Below are 25,001 nucleotides of genomic sequence, written 5' to 3' on the forward strand. Positions count from 1 at the left end.
GCGCACAAGGAGGGTTTCATCATGCTGACGCTGTTTCACGCCCCGCAATCGCGCTCGTCGCGCCTGGTCTGGCTGATCGAGGAGTTGGGGGCCGAGGTCGATATCCATTATTGCGACATCCTGCGCGGCGACGGTTCGGGCGCCCGGGATCCGCAAAACCCGCATCCGGACGGCAAGGTGCCGGCCCTGTTGCATGACGGGGCGCTGATCACCGAGTCTGGAGCGGTCGCCGTCTATCTGGCCGGGCTTTATCCCGAGGCGGGTCTGGGTTTTCCGCAAGGGTCCCCCGAGCGCGGCGTTCTGTTGAGCTGGATGTTCTGGGCGGCGGGCGAGATGGAGCCGGCCTTCTGGGGCAGGATCAGCGGCGCGACGGGGACGGACCCGATGGCCCAACGCCGCTATGAACAGGCGACCAATCGGCTGATCGAGGCGCTGTGGGAGGGGCCGTGGTTGATGGGGGAGCGGTTCACCATCGCCGATGTCATCATCGGCAGCGCCCTGACCTGGGGACGGGCCTATCTGCCGGACAGTCCGGTGTTCGACCGCTATATCGGGCAGCTGAACGCCCGCCCGGCCAAGGTTCGCGCCGACGCGCGCGACGGCGATCTCACCCTGACGCGAGCCGCCTGATGGCACCTGACGCGACGAACCGGCGAGACCTATACCGAGCGCTTTCCTGACGGATAGGCGTCAGGCCGCGTCGGCCTGGCTGTGATGGTGGAACGGGTCCTGATGGAACAGGGCGTCGCCGTCGCCCGTGATGACGACGTTCAGAAGGTCGCCGACGAAATCATCCCGCCATATGGCCACGTCCGTGTCGCGGACGACCTTCATCAGGGCCTGCCATTTCCGCACCCGTTCCTCCCGCGGCATGGTCAGGGCGCGTTTGATGGCGTCGGCGACCTCCTCGCGGCTGAAGGGATTGACCAGCAGGGCCTCGCCCATCTGTTCGGCCGCCCCCGCGAACCGCGACAGGATCAGCACGCCCGGATCCTCGGGGTTCTGGGCCGCGACATATTCCTTGGCCACCAGGTTCATGCCGTCACGCAGCGGCGTCACCAGACAGACCCGCGCGGCGCGGTAGATCCCGGCCAGCTGGTCCCGGCGATAGCTGCGGTTCAGATAGCGGATCGGCTGCCAGTCCATGTCGGCATATTCGCCGTTGATCCGCCCGGCCAGGGCGTCCAGCCGGGCCCGGATGTCCTGATAGGTGTCGACCTCGTCCCTGCTGATGGGTGTGACCTGGACCAGGAAGACGTCACCACGCATGTCGGGATTGTCGTGCAGGAACTGCTCATAACCGAGCATCCGCTCCTCCAGCCCCTTGGAATAGTCGAGCCGATCGACCCCGACCATCATCGAGCGGAAGGCCGATGACGCCGCCATCCGGTCGTAGGTCCGATTGCCCTGGGGTGAATTCCGCGCGTCGATGAAGGCGTCCACGTCGATGCCGATCGGATAGACGCCCGCCTGGACCGTGCGGCCGAAACATTCGAGCCCGCCGTCGCCGACCAGATCACCCCTCGCCTCCGACACCACATAGTCGCGGAACAGGTCGAGCCATTCCTGGGTCTGGAAGCCGATCAGGTCATAGGCGAACAGGCTCTCCACCAGCCGACGATGGTGCGGCAGGGTCACCAGCAACTGCCGGGCCGGCCAAGGGGTGTGCAGGAAGAAGCCGATCCGGTTGGTCACGCCCAGCCGCCTCAGGTCCCGCGCGATGGGGATCAGGTGATAGTCGTGGATCCAGATGATGTCGTCCGGCTGGATCTGGGGCCGGAGGACCTCGGCGAACCGGGCGTTCACCCGCTCGTAGCCCTCGCCATAGGACCGCTCATAGGCGGTCAGGTCGACTCGGTGGTGGAACAGGGGCCACAGGGTCTTGTTGGCATAGCCATTGTAGTATTCGTCGACGTCCTGGGCCTCCAGATCGACGAGGGCGACGGTCACACCGGCGCGGTCTTCCCATTTGATGTCGCCGGTGAAGTGATCGACGGTTTCGCCGGACCATCCGAACCACAGGCCGTCGTACTTGCGCAGGGCGGCGGACAGGGCCATGGCCAGGCCACCGGCCGAGCCGGCGGCGGGGTCGGCGGGGGCCGACACCCGGTTCGAGACAACGATAAGTCGAGACATGCCCCTATAACGCCAAGCTCGGCGATTGGATCACGCCGATGAACCGGACGTGAACGGACTGTGCGTCAGCGGACATCAGTCCACGACCGGCTGAGCTCGATGGCGCAGTTGATGATCCCGACCAGAGAATAGGTCTGGGGGTAGTTGCCCCACAGTTCGTCATCGCCCAGCGAGATGTCTTCGGACAGCAGGCCGGCGTTGGTCCGGCGCGACAGCATCTGCTCGAAGATCTCGCGCGCCTCTTCGGTGCGCCCGTTCTGATGCAGGGCCTCGATGAACCAGAAGGTGCAGAAGTTGAACGCCGTTTCCGGCTCGCCGAAGTCGTCGGGGATCACATAGCGGAACAGATAGGGGCCCTTCTTCAGGTCGCGCTCGATGGCCTCAAAGGTAGCGACCTGGCGTGGATCGTCTGGCGTCAGGAAGCCCAGATCGACCAGTTGCAGCAGGGAGGCGTCCAGCTCGTCACCGCCGAACGAGGCCCCGAAGCGGCCCTCTGCGGGGATGAAGGTCTCCTTTTCGACCCGCGCGTGGATGATGCGGGCGCGGTCGGTCCAGAAGGCGGCGCGCTCGGCGAGGCCCAGATGATCGGCGGCCTTGGCCAGCCGGTCGCAGGCGGCCCAGCACATCACCGACGAATAGGTGTGGACCCGGGCGATGGTCCGAAACTCCCACAGACCCGCATCGACCTGGTCGTGCATGGCGAAGGCCCGCTCTCCGACCTTTTCCAGCGCATAGAAGTCGTCGATCGTGCCGGGACGCAGCAGGCGGGTGTCGTAGAAGCTCTGCACCAGCGGCAGGACGATCTGGCCATAGACGTCGTGCTGGAGATGTTCGCGGGCCTGGTTGCCGACGCGGACGGGCTCCATACCGCGATAGCCGGCGACCGAGGTGACGATCCGCTCGTCGATGTCCTCTTCCAGCCCGACGCCATAGACCGGCTGGACGTGCCCTCCGGCCGACTGATCGACCAGGTTTCGGAGGTAGACGAGGTAGTTCTCGAGGATGTCCACCGCCCCCAGCCGGTTGAGCGCGCGCACCGTGTAATAGGCGTCGCGGACCCAGCAGTAACGATAGTCCCAGTTGCGGCCGCTCTCGGGGAACTCGGGCACCGAGGTGGTCATGGCCGCGACGATGGCTCCGGTCTCTTCGTAGACGCAGAGCTTGAGGGTGATGGCGGCGCGGATCACCGCATCCTGATAGTCGAGCGGGATATAGAGGGTGCGGACCCAGTCCTTCCAGTAGGCGATGGTCCGGTCGAGCGTGGCGTTGACGCCGGGCCCGACCTCCTGGTCGTAGCCCTCGTCCGGACCGAGGAAGAAGGCCAGGGGCCGCTCCAGCCGGAAGGTCCGCTCCTCCAGGATGTGCGACACCGGGCAGTCGGTGGTCAACCTCAGGGTGATGTCGGTGCACAGGTAGCGGATATGGTTCGAGCCCGAGGTCACCTCGGCCCGGCGCGCGCCCCAGTCGGCCGAGGGGCGCAGGCGGATGGTCACACGCGGGGCCCCGGCCAGCGGACGGATGATCCGGCTGAAGGCCAGCGGGCGGTAGGTCCGCGCATGCTTCATGTGCCGGGGCGCGAAATCGATGATCTCGACCGAGGCCCCGTCCTCGGCGGTCAGGACGGTCCTGAGCACGGGCGTGTTGCGGACATAGGCCTGGGAGACATCCTTCAGCCCCTCCAGCTCCACCGTCCAGAAGCCGTGCTCGGGCGTCTCACCGTTCATCAGGGCGGAGAAGACCGGGTCGCCGTCGATGCGCGGGGCGCAGGCCCAGACGAACCGGCCCTGACGGTCGATCAGGGCGCTGATCGAACAGTTGCCGATGGGGGCCAGGTCCAGGTTGGGGCGAAGGGGGGTCATGCCGCTCATGCCGCCTTCTCCCCGACCGCGGCCTCAACCCCGTCGGCGACCGCCTCCAGCCAGGTCAGGACTGCGTCCACATTCTCAAGCATGTGGCTGGCCAGGGTTTCCCGCATCGGCCCGACCAGGACCCCGAAGCCCCCGAGGGCCGTCACGGCCCGGAACGCGTTCTCGTCCGTCAGGTCGTCGCCGAGCATCACCGGGGTTGCGCCCTGAAACGGCGGCTCAGCCATGAAGGCGGTGATCGCCGAGCCCTTGTCCGACCCGGGCGTCTTCAGCTCGACCACCATGACGCCGGGCTGGACCGACAGCCCGTGTTCGGCCGCGAGCGAGCGCGACAGGGTCAGGGCAGCCTGGCCAGCCTCGGGAGCCTGACGATAATGCAGGCCGACCGAAACGCCCTTTTCTTCGACGATCACCTCCGGGTGCTCGCCCTGGAAGGCGCGCAGCACCCGGGTCGCGGGCGCAATGCCGGGCGAGGCCGACGCGATCACCGTCGAACCGTCCCGGCGACGACGTTGCAGCCCATGCACCCCGGATGCGGCCAGGGGGCCGGCCGCGCTGATCCGGTCGATCTCGGACAGGGTACGACCGCTGACGATGGCCAGCCGGCCCTCAAGCCGCTCATCCAGACGGCGCAGCACCGCCGTCCGCCGCGCGACAGGGCCGACCGCGTCAGGGGTCTCGGCCAGAGGCGCGAGCACGCCGTCCATGTCCAGAAACAGGGCCAGCCGATCGAACCGCACCGGCGGAGGCGTCAGGGCGAGCGGCCCCGTGGACGCGGCGTCGGGCGCACGAATTCCGGCGTTCGGCATTGGATCTCCCATGGTCTTCAAGTCCCCTTGCACACCCCAACGCGCCACGACGGCAAAGGTTGGCGATTGGGCGAGCTTTGCCGGACTACGACTTTCCGTAGGATTGTGCCGGGGGCCGATCTGGGGCAATTCCGGACCCGGAACGGGGCGATGGCCTCGGTCAGGACGCCTCGACCATGCCCGAACTGCCTCACTCATCGCCCGCCGACATCGCCGTCATGACCGGCCGGGCGCGAGAGGTGATGCAGCTCAATATCGAGGCCTTGCAGGCTCTGGAGCGGACCATCGACGCGTCCCTGGCCCGCGCCTGCGAGGTCATATTGTCGCGGCCCGGCTATGTGGTGGTCACCGGCATCGGCAAGTCCGGCCACATCGGCGGCAAGATCGCCGCGACCCTGGCCTCCACCGGCACCAACGCCTTCTTCGTCCACCCCGCCGAGATGAGCCACGGCGACCTGGGGATGTTGCGGTCCGACACGACCTTGCTGGCCATCTCGGCGTCCGGCGAGAGCCGCGAGTTGCGCGATCCGCTGATCTTCTGCCAGCGCGCAGGCATTCCGGTCATCGGCATGACCCAGCGCAGTTCCAGCTTCCTGGCGCGGATGTCGGCGGTTCCCCTGATCATGCCCAACGTCGCCGAGGCCTGTCCCAACGGCCTGGCACCGACCACCTCGACCCTGATGACGCTGGCGCTGGGCGATGCCCTGGCCATGGTGCTGATGGACCGGCGCGAGTTCACCGCCACCGATTTCGGCCTGCATCATCCCGGCGGAGCCCTGGGCATGAGCCTGCAGAGCGTGCGCGAGTGGATGGGCGACAACCATGCTCCGCCGGCCAGCGTGCCGCTGGACGCCTCCTTCGCCGACGTGGTGGCTACGATCACCGCGGGCCGCAAGGGGGCCGTGGCCGTGCTCAACGCCGAAGGGGCCCTGGCCGGAATGATCACGGACGGCGACGTGCGCCGCGCCTTCGCCAACGACATTTCCAGCATCACCGCCGCCGACATCATGAGCCGGACCCCGATCACCGTGAACCCGGACCAGCGGATGAGCGACGTCGTCGACCTGCTGGCGGCCAACAAGATCGCGACCCTGTTCGTGATGGAGAGCGACCGACCGGTGGCCATCATCCATGTCGCCGAACTGATGCAGGCGGGCTACGTCTCGTGATCGGAAACCGTCAGGACACCGCGATTGACCCTTCCCCGACAAGGGGTTACGTCAGTCAAAAGGCTCGCGGCACAGACCGTACGGGCACCGGACGCAACGGACGGAACGGGGAATTCTTGGACAAGGTTTGCCCTTCGCGCCACGGGCGTTCGCCAGCGTATCCAGTCGCCCGGCGGTTGTCCGCTACAGCGAGGCCGGCACTCCGCCTCTACCCGTTCGGGTCTCACGGGTCTTGCAGTCAGGTCGGCGTATCATGATCGAGGGCGTGCTGTTCGACGCCAGCCGGCTGATCAGCCGGACCGAGCGTACTGCGCCCACGGGCGTCGATCGGGTCTGTCTGGCCTACGCCGAGTGGCTGCTGGCCCGGCCCGACCTGAAGATGATCCCGGTGCGGTCAAAGCACGATGAACTGGTCGCCGTTGACGACGCCTGGTTCCGGACCTGCGTCGAAACGCTGCGGGCGCGCTGGACCGGCCTCGACGCCGAGCACGCCCTGACCGGCAATGCGACCCGGCTTCTGGCCGCCCTGAACTCCGAGAGACCCGCCGCCCAGTCGGTGATCGGCGCGCCGCCGCCGCCGCCCTCGAACTCCGGAGGCGACAAGGGTCGTCGTCGCCAGTTGCGGGTCTTCAAACAGTTCTTCCGGTCCCGCCGGATGCTGGACCTGCCGCCGAGCCGGGTCTATTTCAACGTCGGCCACACCAGCCTGAACACGCCGCAGATCCTGACCTCGCTGAAGGTGCGGGCGATCCCCAGCGTCGTCCTGCTGCATGACCTGATCCCGATCACCCATCCCGAATTCTGTCGGCCCGGCGACGGCGCCAAACACCGGCTGCGGGTGCTGACGGCGCTGAAATACGCCTCGCGGATCATCGTCAATTCCCAGTACACGGCCGAGGAGCTGTTGCGGTTCGCCGCCTTCGAGCGAGTTTCGGCACCGCCGATCGATGCGGTGCATCTGGGTCTGGAATCGGTCTTCGTGGCCAAGCCCCAGGCCGCGCCGCCCCGCCCCTATTTCGTCCACGTCGGCACGATCGAGGCGCGCAAGAACCTGGCCTTCCTGCTGACCGTCTGGCGTCGCCTCCAGGAGCGGATGGGAGCCGAGACCCCGCAACTGGTGCTGGTCGGCCGCTACGGATGGGAGAACGAGGCGGTCCTGGATCACCTCGAGCGCTCGCCCAATCTTCGCGGACTGGTGCATCAATCGGCCAACCTGCCGGACGCCTCTCTCGCCACCCTGATGAACAACGCCCAGGCGGTGCTCGCGCCGTCGTCGGTCGAGGGTTTCGACCTGCCGGCGGTGGAGGCCTGTGCTCTGGGCGTGCCCCTGATCGCCTCGGACATCCCCGCCCACCGCGAACTGGTGCCTCACGCCCAGCTGATCGATCCGCTGGACGGGCTGGGCTGGCTGGCGGCCCTGGAAAAGGCGACCCGAGTGCGTCCGCTGGCGGCACCGTACCGGGCCCCGACGTGGACGGACCACTTCCGTCTGGTCGAGGAACGGACAGGCCTGAACCGCGATCTCGTCGCCGTATGAGGCCTGCGGGTCTCGCTGACGATCGAATCATCTCGCGGGGTCTGGCTCCAGGCCGCAAAGGCCGGTAATCACTGGCGTATGACCATGCCCAACGCCCTGACCCGCACCGTCTCGACCCTGGCGCTAATCGCCATCCTGGGAGGGTGCTCGACCCTGCCGCGCGACGGACCCTCGGGCCGCGCGGTCGCCCGCGGTGCGTCGGCCGAACAGGCCAACTATGTGATCGTCGATCTGGACTATGCGTTGACCGAGCAGATCAAGGCCCAGCCGTCCCAGTTCCTGGGCTCGCTGACGGACGCGACAGAGCCTGCGGCCGGCGGAATGATCGGTCCCGGCGATACCCTGGCCGTGGCCATTCTGGAGCCCAGCGGCACGCTGTTCGGCGGCGGATCGGGAGGCGAGGGCATCCGTCCCGGCAATCAGAATCTGCCCGCCATCGTGGTCAACTCGGCGGGTTCCGTGACCATCCCCTATGCCGGGCAGGTCAATGTCGCAGGTCTCAGCGCCACCGAAGCCGGTCAGGCCATCCAACGCGCGCTTCGCGGCAAGGTCGGCAACCCCCAGGTCGTCGTCTCCGTGGCCAACAACGCGTACAACACCGTCACCGTTCTGGGCGAGGTTCGCCAGCCCGGCCGGGCCCTGCTGAGCGGCAACGCCAACACCATCCTGGATGTCATCGCGGCCGCCGGGGGATCGACCCGTACCCCCGAGGATGTGATCGTCAACATCCAGCGCGACGGCCGGACCTATACGGCACCGCTCGGCGTGGTCACGACCGAGTTCGGCGAGAACATCCGCCTGCAACGCGGCGATCAGGTGAACCTGACCTACCGTCCCCGTCGCTATTCGACGTTCGGGGCCCTGGGCGCGATCTCACAGGTCGAGATGGCGGCCGGTCCCCTGACCCTGGCCGGAGCCCTCAGCCGCGTCGGCGGGTTGAACTCCACCATCGCCAATGCACGGTCGGTCCTGGTCTTCCGCTTCGAGCGGCCCGAGGTCGCCCAGGCGATCGGCCTGACGCAAACCGCCCTGCCGCGCGGGGTTCCGGTGGTCTATCGCCTCAACCTTGAGGAAGGGACCGGCTTCTTCACCGCCAACAACTTCATGATCCAGCCGGACGACATCCTGTACGTCCCGAACTCGGATTCGGCGGAACTGAGCAAATTCTTCACCCTGGTCCAGACCTTCACGCGGGTGATCTACGACATCTCGGTGACCAACACCCTGAACCAGTAGCGCCATGGGCTGGCGTCCGCCGCGCATTCCATGGGCCTGGCCGGGGTCTCGGCGTCGCCGGGCCGAAGCGTCGCCAATCGATCCCTGGGAGGCCGCGCCGCGCCGTGAACGCGTGCCCGACGACACCCCGGCCGCGCGCCTCCTGTCCGAGATCGAGGCCGGGGCCCTGGCCGTCTATGCCGCCCACGATCTGCCGACACGGCCGGGTCAGTACGCCCGGTCACCGCGCGCGACCGGCTGGCGCTATCTGGCCGACGACCTGACCGCTGAGGAGCGCTGGGCTTTGGTCCTGGCCCAGAAGGACGGGTCGGGCTGGCGGTTCGGCTCGCTGGAGGACATCGGCGACCAGCCGGACAGTCCACCGGACCTGAAGGAGGCGTCGCTCATGCTGCGCGATTGTCACACACTGCGCACCCGGCTGGCGGAACGCAGCGGCCCGGACTTCGCCAACGATGTCGAGACGGCCATCGACCTGGGCATGGCCTGGCGGCAACTCCAGCTTTCGCCGCCCCGGTCGGTCGAGGTTCGGATCGCCCCACCGGCCAAACCGAAGAAACCTCGGAAATCCCGCGCCAAGCCCAAGCCGGCCAAGGACAGCCAGGACTGATCGACCTTCACGTGACGCGAGGACCGTGAGGGTCAGCAAATGTCACCGTGACACAAGCGACGTGCCATACCGTGCCAGGTCATGGCGGGTTATCAGAAATCAGACTGTTAACAGTTTGGCGGGCCCCGGACGGGCTGGACTGTAGAGTTCGGACGCGTCACCTCGTAACGGCTGGCTCCCATCGCATTGTCAAAGACCCCGGTGCCGAGATGGAGACAGCAAGTCCAGACCGCAAGGGATAAAGAGGATTATATTCCTTTTCCTTCGCCGCGCCGTCGACCGGGCAAATCCGGACATCCCATACGACCGAGGGGTCCTCACAACAGGCCCGAAGATCGTCGAACACACAGCCCGACTGGACCCACGACGGCCTAAGCCGCTATCGCCAGTCCACCCATCGCGTCGGCCAGCAGTTCCAGCGAGCGGACGCGGTCGGCGTGGGACCAGATCTGGCTGGTGATCATCAGCTCGTCGGCGCCGGTGCGGGCGACGAAGGCGTCGATCTCGCGACGGACCGTGGCCGGCGACCCGACCGCCGAACAGGCCAGGGCCTGGGCGATCATGCCGCGTTCGGCCTCGCCCAGTGCCTGCTCATAGCCCTCGACCGGCGGCGGCAGCTTGCCCGGGCGGCCCGAGCGCAGGTTGACGAAGGCCTGCTGGACCGAGCTGAACAACAGTCGCGCCTGATCGTCGGTCTCGGCCGCAAAGACGTTGAAACCCAGCATCACATAGGGCTTTGCCAGCCGGTCGGAGGCCCGGAAGGTCCGGCGATAGGTCTGGATCGCCGCCATCATCTCGGACGGGGCGAAATGGCTGGCAAAGGCGTAGGGCAGGCCCAGATGCGCCGCCAGCTGGGCCCCATAGGTGGATGAACCCAGGATCCAGACCGGGATGTCCTGGCCCTCGCCGGGATTGGCGCGGATGCGCTGGTCCTCGGTCGCCGGGGCGAACCAGTGCATCAGCTCCATCACATCCTGGGGGAAGTTGTCGACGTCCCCCTGGAGCGTGCGCCTCAGGGCCCGCGCCGTGGCCATGTCCGAGCCCGGCGCGCGACCCAGACCCAGGTCGATACGGCCGGGATGGAGAGCCGCCAGGGTGCCGAACTGTTCGGCGATGACGAGGGGCGCGTGGTTCGGCAGCATGACCCCGCCCGCTCCGACGCGGATCGTCTTCGTCGCCGCCGCCACGGCCCCGATCACCACCGAGGTCGCCGCCGAAGCGATGCCCGCCATATTGTGGTGCTCGGCCAGCCAATAGCGGTTGAAGCCCAGCCGCTCGGCGTGGCGGGCCAGATCGATCGTGTTGGCGAGCGCTTGCGACACATCCGAGCCTTGCGGCACCGGGGCGAGATCGAGGATCGACAGGGTGGTCATGGACGCCATATGGGGTGGCGGCCCCTGATCGAAACCCCCGCCACAGTCACAGTTGCATTCGCGCCTGCGGTGTTCTTGCGCGACCGATTTCGCTACGGAGGGTTAGGTTGGGTTGAATGCTCAAGCTGGAGCCGCCTGTCGAATGCGTCGTTTCCTGATCTGGTCTGGCCTGGCGGTCGTGATCGGCCTTGTCCTGGCCGTGAGCGGATACCTGGCCTACGACCATTTTTACGCGCGTTTCCAGCCCGTTACGATCGCGCGAAACCAGGGCGAGATCCAGCGGCTGCTGGACGAGGCGTCCTGGGTGTCGCCGGGTGGCGGCGACCAGCCCCTCTATATCATCGGCTATCGCGGCAGTGCCTCGACCCATGCCTATGAGGCCGAAGAGGCCGAGAAACTGCGTGCCGGTGGGGCCGATGTGCGTGTGCTGATGTTCGCCCGGTCCGACCGCGAAGGGGCGACCCAGTCGACGCCGGCCGAACGGGCCACGATCGCCGAGCTGTGGCTGAACCGGGACTGGAACCTGTACCGCCGCTGGGCGGATACGCCGAGCGCCGGCTGGAAGGCCGAGGGCATCGCACCCGCCGACGGCAACCTGGCCCGCACCGCCGTGGTCGATGCCAGCCGACAGTTCGTCGCGCGGCTGGACACCCTCATGCGGGACGCTGGAGTCAAGCCGACCTGGCCTCTGGTCATCTGGCGCGACCGCGAGGGATTCCTGAAGGCCTGCGCCTGTGCCGACCGGCGGTCCTGGGCCTTCATCCGCGACGACCTGGATGCGCCGGACACCATCGCCGTCGAGGCCGCGCCGGTCGCCCCGGCCGGACCGATGACGCCGACGCCCGTGCCCGAGACCCAGGGTCTGCCTTATCCGGACCTGCCCGCTACACCCCCGGCGGCCACGCCACCGACCACAGCGCCCCAGCCAAGCCAGGCGGTGCCGGCCCCGACAGGTCAGGCGTCAGGCTCTTCTGCTCAGCGTCCGACCTCGCGGCTGGAGACCAACCGTCCGCGACCTCCGCGCGCCCAGACCCGGCCGACGACCCCGCCGCCGCCCGAGCCCGAAGACACCCAGTTCTACTGAAACGTCAGAACAGGCGTCGGCAGATGGAAATCAGGCGTTCGACGTCCTCGGCGTCCTGATACAGGCCAAAGCCGAAGCGGATGGTGTCGTCGCGCACGTCAGTCACGACATTGGCGGCCAGCAGCGCCGCCCGCCAGGTCTGGGCATCCGGGTGCCGGAGGGCGATGAACCGTGCGCGGGGTCCCTCGCCCCCGACCGGATTGAGCACCGTCGCCTGACCCAGCGCGCGGCACTCACCGGCCGCCAGTGCCTGTGAGAACCGCTTTTGCAGCGCCAGCGCATGGGCCGAGACATCGGCTGTGGTCAGCCCGGCCTCGTCCAGCATCCGCCGCACGCCGTTGAACCGGTACAGCGGTGTGGAATCGAAGGTCGCGCCCCAGAACCGGCCCGCGTCCTCGCGGTACTGAACCCCACCCGGCGGCCCCATCAGATTGCCGAACTCCGCGAACCAGCCCGTCACCACGGGCCGCAGACAGAAGCCGTCCGGCGCGTGCAGGAACCCCGCCCCCTCGCCGGTCATGGCGTATTTATAGCCGCCCGAGACGTAGAATACACGGTCCGCGACGCCCGACAGGTCCGTCGGTGTGGCCATGAAGCCGTGATAGCCGTCGACGACGACCCATGGCCCATCAGGCTGCGCCAGAGCCGCCAGATCGGCGATCCGGTCGAAGGCCTGACCGGTCTTGAAGAAGACCTGACTGACCACGATCAGGTCATAGGCGCCCCGTTCGGCCTCGGCGACGAACCGGTCCGCAAAACTGGCGAACGGCTCCAGCGGCACCCGCGTCACCACTGCCTCGCCCGCCTCCTCCCAGCGTTCGGCCTGACGGCGAAAGGCGTGGAACTCGCCGTCCGTGGTCAGGATGCGGAGGGGCTTTTTCGACAGGCCCGAAAAGATGCGGATCAGGAAGTCATGGGTGTTGGGGGCGAACACCACTGTCTCGGGATCCGGCAGGCCGAGCTCGGACGCGATATGCCTCTGCGCCTCGGGCACCACCTCACCGAAGACCAGATCCCATTTCCGGTCCGCGAACCGGTTCGCCTCGTCCCAGGCCCGCACCTGTCCGTCGAACGAGGCGTCAGGCCACAGGTGATGGCTATGCGCCGCGAAATGCAGCCGCGCGGGGTCGAGGGCTAGAGCGCGGGAGAAGAGGGGTTTGTGGGTCATGGCTATGCCGATACACAACGACCGAAGACACCCTCATCGATATGGCGCGAAGAGGAGAGGATGCGTTCGATCAACACATGATCTTCTCGCACGGAATAGAAGATGCGGTATCGCCCCTCAACGGCCTGACGCACCGGTGGGTCCAAAGAGTACACGATGCGAAAGCGCAGCGGGCGTTTGGCCAACCCCAGACAGCGCGCCTCCAGAACATCCAGGAAGCGGTTGGCGGCTTCGTTGCTGCTCTCGCTGATATGGTCGCCGATCTCGCGAAGATCACGTTTGGTGGCTCGCGAGAAGACAACCCTCATTCCTTGATACTCACGGGATCGGCATATCGCGCCCGAAGCTCCGCGAAGACCTCCTCCATCGGATAGCCGGGGTGAGAATCCCTGCGTGACTCTTCGATCATTGCAAGAGCGTGCGCCCTGAACTCGGGTGAGTCCGCCCGTCGGTTTGTGGACCACTCTGTCGCCAGAGTGGTGACGGCGTCTTGGACCGAGCTGAATTCTCCGGCCGAGACGGCCTCTTCGATGTCCGCAAAGACATCCTTCGGAAGCTCGGCGACGACCCGTTCCATCTTGCCCATCACGGACCTCCGATCCCTTTCAGGATCGGTCATCCCCGTTGATTGCGCAAGGCTGCGGCTAAACCAGACTGCCGTGGCAGTGCTTGAACTTGCGACCCGACCCGCACGGGCAGTCGGAGTTGCGCGAGGTGCGTTCCCAGCCCTCGGGCAGGAGTTCGACCGGGAAGCGCGAGCGGTCGTCGCCGGTGAACTGCTGTTCCGGGTTCTGGGCCCGGGCGTTCAGCATCTCGTTCTCGCCGGTGCCGGGGTTCAGGTGGATTTCCTGGAAGACGGGCATTTCCATCTCCGGCGGCGGCTGGAACCGGAACTCGACCGTCATCAGCCAGCGGGTGACGTTGTGGCGCAGGTCGTGCAGCAGGGCCTCGAACAGGGAGAAGGCCTCGGTCTTGTATTCGTTCAGCGGGTCGCGCTGGCCATAGCCGCGCAGGCCGATGACCCCGCGCAGGTGGTCCAGATGGACCAGGTGCTCGCGCCAGCTCATGTCGATCTGCTGCATCAGGAACTGCTTCTCCAGCCCCCGGGTCTGGCCCTCTCCGATCAGCTCCAGGCGCTCCGTGGCGCGGGCGTCGGCGGCGGCCTGAAGCCGTTCCTCGACCTCCTCGTTGGACACGCCCTCCTCGGCGGCCCAGTCGTGCAGGGGCAGTTCGAGTCCCAGGGTGGAGCGGACCTTCTCGTCCAGCCCGTCGATGTCCCACTGTTCGGCATAGGCCTTGGGCGGCATGAAGCGGTCGACCAGGTCGGTGACCACGTCGCGGCGGAACTCGCCGACCAGTTCGGACAGGTCGTCGGAATCCATGAACTCCTGGCGCTGCTCAAAGACCGCCTTGCGCTGGTCGTTGACGACGTCGTCGTACTTCAGGAGGTTCTTGCGGATGTCGTAGTTGCGGGTCTCGACGCGCTTCTGGGCGGTCTCGACGGCGCGGTTCAGCCAGGGGTGGGAGATCGCCTCGCCCTCGGCCACCCCGAACGACCGCATGATCGAATCCAGCCGGTCACCGGCGAAGATGCGCAGCAGGTCGTCCTCGCAGCAGAGGAAGAATTTCGAGGTACCGGGGTCGCCCTGACGGCCGGTCCGGCCGCGCAGCTGGTTGTCGATACGGCGGCTTTCGTGGCGTTCGGTGCCCAGGACGAACAGGCCGCCGGCTTCCAGCGCGATCTGTTTCTGGACGGCGATGTCAGCCTTGAGCCGGGCTTCCTCGGCCTTTTCCTCTTCCGGCGTGACCGGGATGCCCAGGTTGCGCTGGTCGAGGCGGAATTTCTCCAGCCGCATCTCGAGGTTGCCGCCCAGCTGGATGTCGGTGCCGCGACCGGCCATGTTGGTGGCGATCGTCACCGCGCCGGGCAGGCCCGCGTCGGCGACGATGAAGGCTTCCTGCTCGTGCTGGCGGGCGTTCAGGACGCTGTGGGGAATGCCCTTGAACTTGGTCTCCCAGACGATGTCATAAGCCGCATCGCCGAGCTTCTCGGCCTCCTTGGGCTTGCCGACGAACTCGGGCTTGAGGGTGCGCGACACCTCGACCTTGTGCTCGTACTCGTCCAGCATCCGCGACAAGGTCTCGGACTTCTCGATCGAGACCGTGCCGACCAGGATCGGCTGGCCGCGATCGCGGCAGTCGGCGATCTGTTTGGCGATGGCGATATTCTTCTCGCGCTCGGTCCGGTAGACCTCGTCGTCGTAGTCGATGCGCTGGACGGGACGGTTGGTCGGAACCTCCAGAACCTCCATCTTGTAGATGTCGCCGAATTCCTGGGCCTCGGTCGCGGCGGTGCCGGTCATGCCCGACAGCTTGGAATAGAGCCGGAAATAGTTCTGGATCGTGACCGAGGCCAGGGTCTGGTTCTCGGGCATGATCTGCACGCCCTCCTTGGCCTCGATGGCCTGGTGCAGGCCTTCGGACAGGCGGCGTCCGGTCATCATCCGGCCCGTGAACTCGTCGATCAGGACGATCTCGCCGCCCTTGATGATATAGTCCTTGTCCTTGGTATACAGGGTGTTGGCGCGCAGGGCCTGGTTGACGTGGTGAACCAGGCTGATGTTGGCGGCGTCGTACAGGCCCGTCGTGTCCTCGGCAAAATGGCCGCCATCCTCGAGGATCTGCTCGATCTTCTCGGAGCCCTCCTCCGTCAGCAGGGCCTGTTTCTGCTTCTCGTCGAGGTCATAGGTCGTCTTGTCGACGATCAGTTCCTTCACGATGCCGTCGAGGATCTTGTACAGGTCCGAGCGGTCCTCGGTCGGGCCCGAGATGATCAGGGGCGTGCGGGCCTCGTCGATCAGGATGGAGTCGACCTCGTCCACGATCGCGAAATTATGGCCGCGCTGGACCATCTCGTCGCGATTGTAGACCAGGTTGTCCCTGAGATAGTCGAAGCCGAACTCGTTGTTGGTGCCGTAGGTGATGTCGGCCGCATAGGCCGCCTGACGCTGGCCCGACGACAGGCCGTTGACGATGACCCCGACCTCGAGCCCCAGGAACCGGTAGACCCGGCCCATCCAGTCGGCGTCGCGCCGGGCCAGATAGTCGTTGACGGTAATGACGTGGACGCCCTCGCCCGAGAGCGCATTCAGATACACCGGAGCCACGGCGACCAGGGTCTTGCCCTCGCCGGTGCGCATCTCGGCGATGCCGCCTTCGTTCAGGATCATGCCGCCGGCCAGCTGGACGTCGTACTGACGCTGACCCAGGACCCGCTTGGAGGCCTCGCGCGCCACGGCGAAGGCCTCGTTCAGGATCTTGTCAGGGGTCTCGCCGCCCGCCAGCCGGTCCCGGAAGGTCTGGGTCATCATCCGCAGCTCGTCGTCCGACAGGCCGGCGAACTTGGGCTCCAGAGCGGTGATCTTCTCGACGCGGACCAGGAAGTCCTTGACCTTGCGGTCGTTGGAGGAGCCGAACAGTTTCTTGGCGAAGCCGAGCATGGAGTATCCGAGGGCGGTCGAGCGTCTGAAGGCTCTTGAACAGGGTGGCCGAGAAAGGCCGTCAGCGCCTGGGTCCGAAAGGCCCGGTCATCGACGACCCGGCGCGCCTGAAACAGGGCGCTGCGCGGGGCCGCGCGAACGATCGAAAACCCCTCGACTTGGGCGCAGGCGGGACTTAAGCACCGGCCATACCCCTGTCAACGCGAGGGCCTTTGCGGTCCGGGACGGAGAGCCTCCCCTTGTCCCTTTTTTCCACCGGGCGTCATTCGCGCAACCCCCTGATCCTGATCGCTTTCGTCGCCGTTCTGGCCGTCGCGGCCTGCGGTCGGGGCAGTGGCGACGATGCACCGCCGGAACCCGGCGATCGGGCCGTGGCCAAGGTCCAGGGCGAGACCCTGTGGGCGTCGGACGTCAAGCGCGAGGCAGTGGCCCAGGGGCTGGTCGGCGAGGGCGAGCCGCTGGACGTGACCAGCGACCTGTTCCGCCGGGTGCTGGACGAGGTCATCGACCAGAAGCTTCTGGCCGCCGAGGCCGAGCGGCGGGGGCTCGACAACTCCGCCCTGGCCCAGCGCCGGCTGAAGGCGACGCAGGAGCGGATCCTGGGCGACATGCTGGTCGAGAACGAGGTCAACGGCCGGATCAACGATCAGGCGGTCCAGACCCTGTATCAGGAGCAACTGCGCCTGGCCCGGACGTCGGAGGAGATCCGCATCCGCCTGATCCTGTCGCGCACCAAGCCCGAGGCGGACGCGGTGCTCGGCATCCTGGCCCAAGGGGCCCAGTTCGGGGCGGTGGCGCAGGAGCGGTCGGTGGACGAGGCGACGCGCTTCTCGGGCGGCGACCTGGGCTATTCGACGATCGACGTGATGCCCCAGGCCTATGCCAACGCGCTGCGCGACGCGCCGGCCGGGTCGACGGTCGGCCCGTTCCAGACCGACGGCGGCTGGGCCGTGCTGCGGGTCGAGGACCGGAGGAAGGAAAGCCCGCCGACTCTGGAACAGGCGCGGCCCCAGATCGTGCGCTATCTGACCTATGAAGGCGTACGCCAGTTGCTGGAACAGCTTCGCGGTCGAGCCAAGGTCGAGGTGCTGCTGGCCGGCGAGACCACGACCGGGCCGGAACCGCAGGAACCCGCCTCGGCGCCTGCGCCTGCGCCCGCCGCAGCGACATCCCCTGCCGCCCAACCCACCGCCGGAGCCCCGAAATGAGCCGGACGCCACCGCCCCCCGGCAAGCCCTCGGCCGGCCAGAAGTTCGAGGCGGCGGTCGGCAAGGCGCTGGATCCCTTCGCCTCGGCCCTGAAGCGCGCCACGACGCCGACAGCCCCCGCGCCTGCAGCGCCCGGCAAGCCCGGTCTGGCCGTCTCGCCCCTGGCCGTGCCCTTCCCGACCATCCCGCCCATCGGTGGGGTCGAGATCGCGACGGCGCGCGCGGGCTTCTACAAGCACGAGCGTGACGACCTGGTGGTCTTCTCCTTCGCCAAGGGCACGACCTGCGCCGGCGTCTTCACGCGGCACAAGATCGGCTCGGCCCCGGTGGACTGGTGCAAGCGGCACCTCGACGCGGCCGAGGGCGGCAAGGATGTGCGCGCCCTGGTGGTCAACGCGGGATGCGCCAACGCCTTCACCGGCAAGGCCGGGGCCGACGCGGCCCGCCGCACGGCCTCAGAAGTGGCAAAACGTTTCGGCTGTCGCCAGCGCGACGTCATGCTGGCCTCGACCGGGGTCATCGGCGTGGTGCTGGATGACAAGAAGATCGCCGCCCGGATGCCCGACATCGAGGCGGGTCTCGACGCCGACGGCTGGGCTCGCGCCGGTCGCGGCATCATGACCACCGACACCTTCCCCAAGGGGTCCTATGCCGAATGCCTGATCGACGGCGAAAAGGTCAGGATCGCCGGGATCGCCAAGGGGTCGGGCATGATCGCCCCGGACATGGCGACCATGCTGGCCTTCATCGTCACCGACGCCGACATCCATCCCGGCGTGCTGCGCGCCCTGCTGGGCCTGCACGTCCGCACCACCTTCAACTCGGTGACGGTGGATGGCGACACCTCGACCAACGACACCTGTCTGATGTTCGCCACCGGAGCCTCCAACGCGCCGCGCATCGGCCGGGTCGGCGACCGGCGGCTCAAGGAGTTCTCGGCGGCCCTGGACAAGGTCATGCTGGACCTGGCGCACCAGCTGGTGCGCGACGGCGAGGGGGCGACCAAATTCGTGCGGATCACCGTGGACGGCGCCGCCTCGCCCGCCTCGGCCCGCAAGCTGGCCAAGTCGATCGCCGACAGCCCCCTGGTCAAGACCGCCATCGCCGGCGAGGACGCCAACTGGGGCCGGGTCGTCATGGCCGTGGGCAAGACCGAAGAACCGGTCGACCGCGACGCCCTGGCCATCCGTTTCGGCCCCAATATCGCAGCCATCGACGGCGCCCCGTCCCCGACCTACGACGAGGCCGCGATGTCGGCCTATATGAAGAACCCCGAGATCGACATCACCGTGGACGTCGGCTCGGGCCGGGCCTCGGCAACGGTGTGGACCTGCGACCTGACCAAGGGCTACATCGAGATCAACGGGGACTATCGGAGCTGACCAAGGCCCCCATTCGGTTGTAGCGACTTGACTCAAGCGCGAACCGTGTTCGACGATTGAGCAAGTTTTGGGGGAACGGTGTGCGCTGGGAGGATTTCCGGGAAAATTCGGGCTGGCTGGTCGCGGTATCGGTGCCGTTGATCGCTGGAATCGGCTTCCTCGTCCAACGCCACTATGCCGCCAGGGAAACGGCACCGCCCGCCACGTCGCTGCCCGCTGTCTTGAGGCCAGCCGCGCCCGAGTCGCCGGCGACAATACCGACCGTGACGCCGCCACCGCCTGCGCCGAAGGCGGCCGCCGTTGTTACCGTGCGTGACGCTCGCATCGTCAGACAATCGGAAAACTCGTTCCGGCTGACCTACAAAGCTACATTTTCGGGCGACTTCCGGGGCGCGGAGGCCATTCGCTTCACCTCGGCCTCCGGTCTGTTCCACGGCATTTATCTGGCGGATTGCACGACGATCGACCTGTTGACAGAGACCGCTGAAAGCCGCTGGCCAATCATCCGCGGCCCGGTCGGCACGGAGGTTGCCATCCGGGCGAACGCCCCCACGACCGTTTCAGTGATCGCTGAATGTGCCGAACCGATCACCGAGGGGAAAATCGCCTTCCGGTACGACGCCGTGCTGCCCGGAGGTCGATATTTCACCGACATCTTGCCGGACGTCACCGTTCACCCTCGCTCCTGATCGAGGCCCGCCGCCAGCCCCGCCGTCTCGCCCTCCGCGCGCGGCACAGAAGCGCCCCGGCCCCAGATCGGATCGGGCCAGAGGGGATCGTCGTGGCGGCGGCCGACGATGTGGATGTGGAGCTGGGGCGTGACATTGCCGAGCGCCGCGGTGTTCAGCTTCTCCACGGGTCGTTCGAGGGCTTCGCCGACACGGCGGACCATGGCACCGACGGCAACAATCTCCTCGATCAGCACAGCGCGCTGGCCCACATCGAGGTCGTCGAGCTGGGTCGCGCCGGGGACGCGCGGGATCAGCACCAGCCAGGGGAAGCGGGCGTCGTCCATCAGCCGCAGGTCCGACAGCGCCATCGGCGACAGGGCCACCGAATTGGCCAACAGGCGGGGATCGATCTCGAAGGTCATGCGGCGATCCTAGCCTTAAGGGCCTTGCAAGGACGAGGCCCTAGACTGGTGCCATGTCGATGATCGACCTCATTCTTCCGGCCGGCTGCGCGGTGGGCTTCGTCCTGCTGGAGCGGCTCGTCGCCTTGAAGCGGGGCCAGAAGGTCCTGCGCAGTGGCTGGCTGACGGATGTGCTTCACATCTTCGTCGGCGGGGCCGTGATCCGGCTGGGCATGATCGCCATCGCGGTGATGCTGAGCCTGATCGCCGCCCCCCTCGTCCCGGGCCCGGTAGCGGACGCGGTCCGGGCTCAGCCGGTCTGGGCGCAGTATCTGGCGGTTCTGATCACCGCCGAGCTCGGCATCTACTGGACCCACCGGATGGCCCATGCGGTGCCGGTCCTGTGGCGCTTCCACGCCGTTCATCATTCCAGCCGCGAGCTGGACTGGATGAGTTCGCACCGCGAGCATCCGGTCGAACAGCTGATGTTCTCGGGCGTGGCGCTCGCCCCTGCCATCGTGTTCGGGATCGAGCCCCTGCCGCTGCTGATCTATGGGGTGACCTATCATGTGCATGCGCTGCTGCTGCATGCCAACGTCCGGCTGGATTTCGGGCCCCTGGCCCAGGTCATCGGGTCGCCGCGCTTCCACCACTGGCACCATGCCGATCAGCGCGAGGCCTATGACATGAATTTCGCCGCCCAGCTGTCGATCCTGGACCGGATCTTCGGCACCTTCCGCCTGCCGCAGACGGGGCATCCTGAGCGGTACGGGGTCAGCGATCCGGTGCCGGAGGGGTTCGTCGGGCAGTTGGGTTATCCGATTGGGTCTCCCTTCTCCCAGAGGGTCGACGAGGGATCGCATGCGATCCGAGGAGGGGTGGCCGCGAAGCGGACGGATGAGGGGTTCCGGCCTCAACGGGACGCACCGTAACCCCTCACCCTTTCGCGCAAGACCGGTCGCTGGCGCTCCCGGGCGCTCAAGCCCTCTCCCGATGGGAGAGGGAGGCTAGCTCAATCCGTAGACCACGCAGGCGCTGTCGGTCATCGTCTGCAGCGGCGGTTGCAGGGCCAGGCGGGCAGCCTCGATCTGGGCCTCGTCGGGTGCTTCGCCGGGCCGAACGGGCCTCGGCGGAGGCGGTGGCGCTGCGGGCGGCGCCATCAGGGCTTCGGACCGGGTCATGCGTGATCCCGTGACCACAACCTCATCCACATCGGTCTGCATCTGCCCGCCGCCCGCGCTGTAGGAGGGCCAGCCGGCCAGGACGTCGGTCTGGCAGGCCCGGCCCGTGGGGTCGATGACCCGGACCGAACCCAGGGTCGCGCCCGCGTTCTCGGCCGCCGCGACGGCCCGGCGGCGCGCATCCTTCATGGCCTCGGCTGCCAGGGCGGTCTTCCAGGCGTTCTCGGGCTCGAGGTTGAAATAGACGGGGCTGAGCGTCGTCGGCTGGGTCGCCACCACCGTGGCATAGGCCCGTTCCAGCACCGCGATGTCGCGGATGGTCAGCCGGACCGAGGCCTCGGTCTGGTAGCGGACGATCTTGTCGGCGCGCACGTTGTCGCGCATCACCCCCGCCTCGTCGCGATACTGTTCATAGATCGGCCGGGTGGTCAGGCTGGTCTCGACCCGCACCTTGTCGGCGCCATAGGTCGCCAGTTGCTGGGACAGGGCGCGAACGAGGTCGGCGGCCTTGCGCGACGCCTCGGCGGCCGAACGGTCCAGGGCGGTGAAACCGGCGGTGAAGCCCGCCCGGTTGGCGGCGATCTCGGTCCGCACCTGGCCGATCGAGGCGATCACCGGATCGCGCATCCACCAAGGGGCGGGGACATACTGCTGGCCGATGGTCGCAGGTGGAGTCTGGGCCAGGGCCTGACCGGGCACCAGCGGGGCCGCGAGACCGGCCGCCAGAAGGCCGAAGAGGATGGGACGCATGCGAATCTCCCTGTCTTGATTGGCTCAACCGTCCCGCGTTTTGCCGGAATGGGGAAGCGGTTTCAGACCGTCGGTCACGCGACAACGGGTCTGAAAGATCTGACAGGGAGTCTGCGGCCCTGGAAAAGGCGGAGGGTCAGGCGAAGGCGGCGGGCGTCAGATCAGCCCGCTGACATGATCGAACATGCCCTTGAAGGGCGGAGCAGGCGACAGGTCCGCCCGGTCGAACTCGGCGTAAGCGGCATAGGATTCCCAGACGAAGCCGGCCAGGTCCGTATGGCGGAAGACCATGTCGCGCTTGAAGTTGTAGGAACCTTCGATCCCCAGGACCTCACCGATTTCGGGATAGACCGGCCAGCAGGGGCCGTTTCTCAGACCGTCGTAGGGCCGGAATTCGGAATCCTGAACCTCGACGCCGCCGGCGACGAGAAAGGCCTTGGCGACATCATAGATCACCTCGATCTTGGGGTGATCGCTCGAATGCATGAAGGAGCCGTAGCGGCCCCAGCGCACGAACTGCTCGGAAATGTCGATGCCGTGGGTCTTGAACTGGTTGAGGACGGTGGCCTTCTGCGGCTCCCAGTAGTCGAAATAGCCGCATTGCTCGAAGAATTTGGCGTTGAACAGCGCCACGGCATCCTCGAACGACAGTCCCTTCATATAGGCCGCGAAGGCGATCAGGGAGTGGTAGTTGCCCAAGGGCCCGCGCACCGCGCCGGCCGGGCCGTTGACGTAGCTCAGGTCAGGATGGAAGCCGGAGAACGACAGGGCCGGCACCCGCGTCAGGTTGGGCGCGTTCGGCAGGCCGTTGGGGATGAAGGCCTCGACCTCGGGTGAAACCACCACGCGGAAATAGTCGGAGAAGGACGCTTCCCATTTTTCGACGTCGTTCAGATAGCCCCAGATATCCAGGCCGGTCACATCGAAACGCCGATTCAGGAGCTGGAACGAGTTGGCCAAGCCGACAGTCTGGCAGTTGGAGATAAGTAGCCAGCGTTCCATAATCTCTCGCGCACAATTTCCGGTGAGTTAGGGCGTAACGTCTCGTCAGGCAAGGACCGGGCCTAGCATGGCGCTTGACAGGCTGGCGGCTTGCCTGTGATCGGGCGTGCGTCTAGACCCCTCGCCATCGCGGCCTGTCCTCGGCCGCCCAGCTAGAGACACATCCCATGGCACGCGCCAAGATCGCCCTCATCGGCGCCGGTATGATCGGCGGAACCCTGGCCCACGTGGCCGCGCGCGAGGCGCTCGGCGACGTGATCCTGTTCGACATCGCCGAGGGTACGCCCCAGGGCAAGGCGCTCGACATCGCCGAGGCCACCGCCGTGTTCGGCTCGTCGGTCTCGCTGAAGGGCGCCAACGACTATGCCGACATCGCGAGCGCCGACGTCTGCATCGTCACCGCCGGCGTGCCCCGCAAGGACGGCATGAGCCGCGACGACCTGGTGTCCATCAACCTCAAGGTCATGAAGGCCGTCGGCGAGGGCATCAAGGCCCATGCCCCCAACGCCTTCGTCATCTGCATCACCAACCCGCTCGACGCCATGGTCTGGGCCCTGCAGAAGTTTTCGGGTCTGCCGCACGAGAAGGTCGTCGGCATGGCCGGCGTGCTCGACTCGGCCCGCTTCGCCTACTTCCTGTCGGAAAAGACCGGCGTCTCGGTTCAGGACATCCACGCCTGGACCCTGGGCGGTCACGGCGACGACATGGTGCCGATGGTGCGCCACTCGACCCTCGGCGGCCTGCCCCTGCCCGACGCCGTCGCGGCCGGCTTCCTGTCCCAGGCCGATCTGGACGCCATCGTCACGCGTACGCGTAAAGGCGGCGGCGAGATCGTGGCCCTGCTGAAGACCGGCTCGGCCTTCTATGCGCCCGCCGAGAGCGCCATCGCCATGGCCAAGTCCTACCTGCTGGACCAGAAGCGCGTCCTGCCCTGCGCCGTCTGGCTGTCGGGCGAGTACGGCCTGTCGGACCTCTATGTCGGCGTCCCCGCCCTGATCGGCGCCGGCGGCGTCGAGAAGATCGTCGAGTTCACCACCAACGACGAAGAGAAGGCGATGTTCGAGAAGTCGGTCGCCTCGGTCCAGGGCCTGTTGCAGGCCTGCAAGGATATCGAGCCGTCGCTGGCATAGCCAGCGGGCGCTAACGCGCGCGACGCGGTCGCGCGCTGCTTGAGCGCCTTTCGATCAAGAATGGGGGCCGCGGTGCAAACTGCGGCCCTTTTCTATTGTGCCGCAGGAGCCGCCGCCGCCCCGCCCACCGTCAGCCGGGCGAACTCGGGCAACAGGCCACGCCAGATGGCGAGGTGGTCGATGAGCTGGTCGGGGCCGTCGCCGGTCAGCAGGACGTCGTACTGGACCACCGCCGAGGCGGGGGTGGTGCCGTCCGGCGCCTCATAGATGGCCTTCAGGAATCGGCGGTCGCGGTTCCAGCCGTTGATCTTGTCGGGGGTAATGGTGGCGCTGGAGACGCCGGTCGAGAACTGCAGGTCCGAGCACATGCCGGCTGCGTCGCAGGACTGGAAGAACAGCAGCCAGCTGAGCCCGTCGGCCGAGACGCGCACGAAGGTGCGGCCCTCGTCGGTCTGGACCGGGCCGGGGGTGGTCCCCTGGGTGGTCAGCCAGGCGATGACGGCGGCGGGAGAAACCCCCTGGACCATGCGGGCCGGTGCGGCGGCGGCCGGGCGCGCAGCGGGGGCGGCGGCGACAGGCGCTGTCTGGGTCTGGGCCAGCGACAGGTCGGGCGTGGTGAGGGCGAGCACCGCGACGGCGGCGAGGGCGAGGGTCATGTGCGGTGTCTCCAGCGGTCCGGCTCAGCCTAAGCTACAATACGGCGAAGTTGTGAGTTCTCCCTCCCCCGCGGGGGAGGGTGGTCGAAGCGCAGCGAAGACCGGGTGGGAAGGGCAAGGCAAGACAGCGCCGTAT

23 protein-coding genes are annotated in these 25,001 nt (G+C 67.2%); 11 read left to right on the forward strand and 12 right to left on the reverse strand.

Annotated elements, in window-relative coordinates; genetic code table 11:
* Positions 1–21: 21 nt before the first annotated feature.
* Entirely contained in the window at positions 22–630 is a 609-nt protein-coding gene (locus O5K39_RS02295) for a glutathione S-transferase family protein (RefSeq protein ID WP_271145696.1), read from the forward strand.
* A 60-nt stretch (positions 631–690) separates the two neighbouring features.
* On the opposite strand, the gene otsA is transcribed toward O5K39_RS02295, so the two are convergent.
* The 3 genes from otsA to otsB all read right to left on the reverse strand — a co-directional run bounded on the left by otsA (position 691) and on the right by otsB (position 4,810).
* A complete protein-coding gene (otsA, locus tag O5K39_RS02300) occupies positions 691–2,136 on the reverse strand; it encodes an alpha,alpha-trehalose-phosphate synthase (UDP-forming) (protein WP_271145697.1) in 1,446 nt (481 codons plus the stop codon).
* Between the two features lie 65 nt (positions 2,137–2,201).
* Entirely contained in the window at positions 2,202–4,004 is a 1,803-nt protein-coding gene (locus tag O5K39_RS02305) for a glycoside hydrolase family 15 protein (RefSeq protein WP_271145698.1), read from the reverse strand.
* Positions 4,001–4,810, reverse strand: a complete 810-nt coding sequence (otsB, locus tag O5K39_RS02310; protein ID WP_271145699.1) for a trehalose-phosphatase — start codon at positions 4,808–4,810, stop codon at positions 4,001–4,003. Before otsB ends, O5K39_RS02305 begins: the two co-directional genes overlap by 4 nt.
* Before the next feature lie 176 nt (positions 4,811–4,986).
* On the opposite strand from otsB, the gene O5K39_RS02315 reads away from it, so the two are divergent.
* The 4 genes from O5K39_RS02315 (at position 4,987) to O5K39_RS02330 (ending at position 9,359) form a co-directional block, all read left to right on the forward strand.
* Positions 4,987–5,979, forward strand: a complete 993-nt coding sequence (locus tag O5K39_RS02315; RefSeq protein ID WP_271145700.1) for a KpsF/GutQ family sugar-phosphate isomerase — start codon at positions 4,987–4,989, stop codon at positions 5,977–5,979.
* Positions 5,980–6,232: 253 nt separating this feature from the next.
* On the forward strand, positions 6,233–7,516 hold the full coding sequence (locus O5K39_RS02320; RefSeq protein WP_271145701.1) for a glycosyltransferase family 1 protein: 1,284 nt from the start codon (positions 6,233–6,235) through the stop codon (positions 7,514–7,516).
* Between the two features lie 84 nt (positions 7,517–7,600).
* Positions 7,601–8,752 (forward strand): polysaccharide biosynthesis/export family protein, encoded by a 1,152-nt coding sequence (locus tag O5K39_RS02325; protein WP_271145702.1) that lies wholly within the window; start codon positions 7,601–7,603, stop codon positions 8,750–8,752.
* A 112-nt stretch (positions 8,753–8,864) separates the two neighbouring features.
* Complete coding sequence (locus tag O5K39_RS02330; protein WP_271145703.1) at positions 8,865–9,359, forward strand: hypothetical protein; 495 nt, start codon at positions 8,865–8,867, stop codon at positions 9,357–9,359.
* A 371-nt stretch (positions 9,360–9,730) separates the two neighbouring features.
* On the opposite strand, the gene O5K39_RS02335 is transcribed toward O5K39_RS02330, so the two are convergent.
* Positions 9,731–10,732 carry an LLM class flavin-dependent oxidoreductase gene (locus O5K39_RS02335; RefSeq protein ID WP_271147212.1) on the reverse strand — a complete coding sequence of 334 codons (1,002 nt, stop codon included), beginning with the start codon at positions 10,730–10,732 and terminating at the stop codon, positions 9,731–9,733.
* 142 nt (positions 10,733–10,874) lie between these two features.
* Here O5K39_RS02335 and O5K39_RS02340 point away from each other — a divergent pair, with 142 nt between their 5' ends.
* Positions 10,875–11,816 carry a hypothetical protein gene (locus O5K39_RS02340; RefSeq protein ID WP_271145704.1) on the forward strand — a complete coding sequence of 314 codons (942 nt, stop codon included), beginning with the start codon at positions 10,875–10,877 and terminating at the stop codon, positions 11,814–11,816.
* A 4-nt stretch (positions 11,817–11,820) separates the two neighbouring features.
* Here O5K39_RS02340 and O5K39_RS02345 read toward each other — a convergent pair whose 3' ends face one another.
* Genes O5K39_RS02345 through secA form a run of 4 tightly spaced genes read right to left on the reverse strand, consistent with a single transcriptional unit; the run spans position 11,821 to position 16,484 of the window.
* Positions 11,821–12,984, reverse strand: coding sequence for an aminotransferase class V-fold PLP-dependent enzyme (locus O5K39_RS02345; protein ID WP_271145705.1), 1,164 nt, complete (start codon positions 12,982–12,984; stop codon positions 11,821–11,823).
* Between the two features lie 2 nt (positions 12,985–12,986).
* A complete protein-coding gene (locus tag O5K39_RS02350) occupies positions 12,987–13,292 on the reverse strand; it encodes a type II toxin-antitoxin system RelE/ParE family toxin (RefSeq protein ID WP_271145706.1) in 306 nt (101 codons plus the stop codon).
* Complete coding sequence (locus O5K39_RS02355) at positions 13,289–13,570, reverse strand: hypothetical protein (protein ID WP_271145707.1); 282 nt, start codon at positions 13,568–13,570, stop codon at positions 13,289–13,291. Before O5K39_RS02355 ends, O5K39_RS02350 begins: the two co-directional genes overlap by 4 nt.
* A gap of 58 nt (positions 13,571–13,628) precedes the next feature.
* Positions 13,629–16,484, reverse strand: a complete 2,856-nt coding sequence (secA, locus tag O5K39_RS02360; protein ID WP_271145708.1) for a preprotein translocase subunit SecA — start codon at positions 16,482–16,484, stop codon at positions 13,629–13,631.
* Between the two features lie 278 nt (positions 16,485–16,762).
* Here secA and O5K39_RS02365 point away from each other — a divergent pair, with 278 nt between their 5' ends.
* The 3 genes from O5K39_RS02365 to O5K39_RS02375 all read left to right on the forward strand — a co-directional run bounded on the left by O5K39_RS02365 (position 16,763) and on the right by O5K39_RS02375 (position 19,763).
* Complete coding sequence (locus O5K39_RS02365; protein ID WP_271147213.1) at positions 16,763–17,692, forward strand: peptidylprolyl isomerase; 930 nt, start codon at positions 16,763–16,765, stop codon at positions 17,690–17,692.
* On the forward strand, positions 17,689–19,074 hold the full coding sequence (gene argJ, locus O5K39_RS02370; protein WP_271145709.1) for a bifunctional glutamate N-acetyltransferase/amino-acid acetyltransferase ArgJ: 1,386 nt from the start codon (positions 17,689–17,691) through the stop codon (positions 19,072–19,074). Before O5K39_RS02365 ends, argJ begins: the two co-directional genes overlap by 4 nt.
* 80 nt (positions 19,075–19,154) lie before the next feature.
* Positions 19,155–19,763: a hypothetical protein gene (locus tag O5K39_RS02375; protein WP_271145710.1), complete on the forward strand. Its 609-nt coding sequence runs from the start codon at positions 19,155–19,157 to the stop codon at positions 19,761–19,763.
* Here the strand turns inward: O5K39_RS02375 and O5K39_RS02380 are convergent.
* Complete coding sequence (locus O5K39_RS02380) at positions 19,748–20,167, reverse strand: HIT domain-containing protein (protein ID WP_271145711.1); 420 nt, start codon at positions 20,165–20,167, stop codon at positions 19,748–19,750. The two genes, O5K39_RS02375 and O5K39_RS02380, sit on opposite strands and share 16 nt — an antisense overlap.
* 53 nt (positions 20,168–20,220) lie before the next feature.
* Here O5K39_RS02380 and O5K39_RS02385 point away from each other — a divergent pair, with 53 nt between their 5' ends.
* Positions 20,221–21,078 (forward strand): sterol desaturase family protein, encoded by an 858-nt coding sequence (locus O5K39_RS02385; RefSeq protein ID WP_271145712.1) that lies wholly within the window; start codon positions 20,221–20,223, stop codon positions 21,076–21,078.
* A 75-nt stretch (positions 21,079–21,153) separates the two neighbouring features.
* On the opposite strand, the gene O5K39_RS02390 is transcribed toward O5K39_RS02385, so the two are convergent.
* The gene (locus O5K39_RS02390) at positions 21,154–22,077 is read right to left on the reverse strand and encodes an SIMPL domain-containing protein (protein ID WP_271145713.1); all 924 of its coding nucleotides are present in this window, start codon (positions 22,075–22,077) and stop codon (positions 21,154–21,156) included.
* A gap of 156 nt (positions 22,078–22,233) precedes the next feature.
* Positions 22,234–23,079: a WcbI family polysaccharide biosynthesis putative acetyltransferase gene (locus O5K39_RS02395; protein ID WP_271145714.1), complete on the reverse strand. Its 846-nt coding sequence runs from the start codon at positions 23,077–23,079 to the stop codon at positions 22,234–22,236.
* A 167-nt stretch (positions 23,080–23,246) separates the two neighbouring features.
* Here O5K39_RS02395 and mdh point away from each other — a divergent pair, with 167 nt between their 5' ends.
* Entirely contained in the window at positions 23,247–24,209 is a 963-nt protein-coding gene (gene mdh, locus O5K39_RS02400; RefSeq protein ID WP_271145715.1) for a malate dehydrogenase, read from the forward strand.
* A 92-nt stretch (positions 24,210–24,301) separates the two neighbouring features.
* On the opposite strand, the gene O5K39_RS02405 is transcribed toward mdh, so the two are convergent.
* On the reverse strand, positions 24,302–24,865 hold the full coding sequence (locus O5K39_RS02405; protein ID WP_271145716.1) for a YbjN domain-containing protein: 564 nt from the start codon (positions 24,863–24,865) through the stop codon (positions 24,302–24,304).
* Positions 24,866–25,001: the final 136 nt, after the last annotated feature.

It is taken from the genome of Brevundimonas sp. NIBR10, assembly GCF_027912515.1.
GTDB lineage: Bacteria > Pseudomonadota > Alphaproteobacteria > Caulobacterales > Caulobacteraceae > Brevundimonas.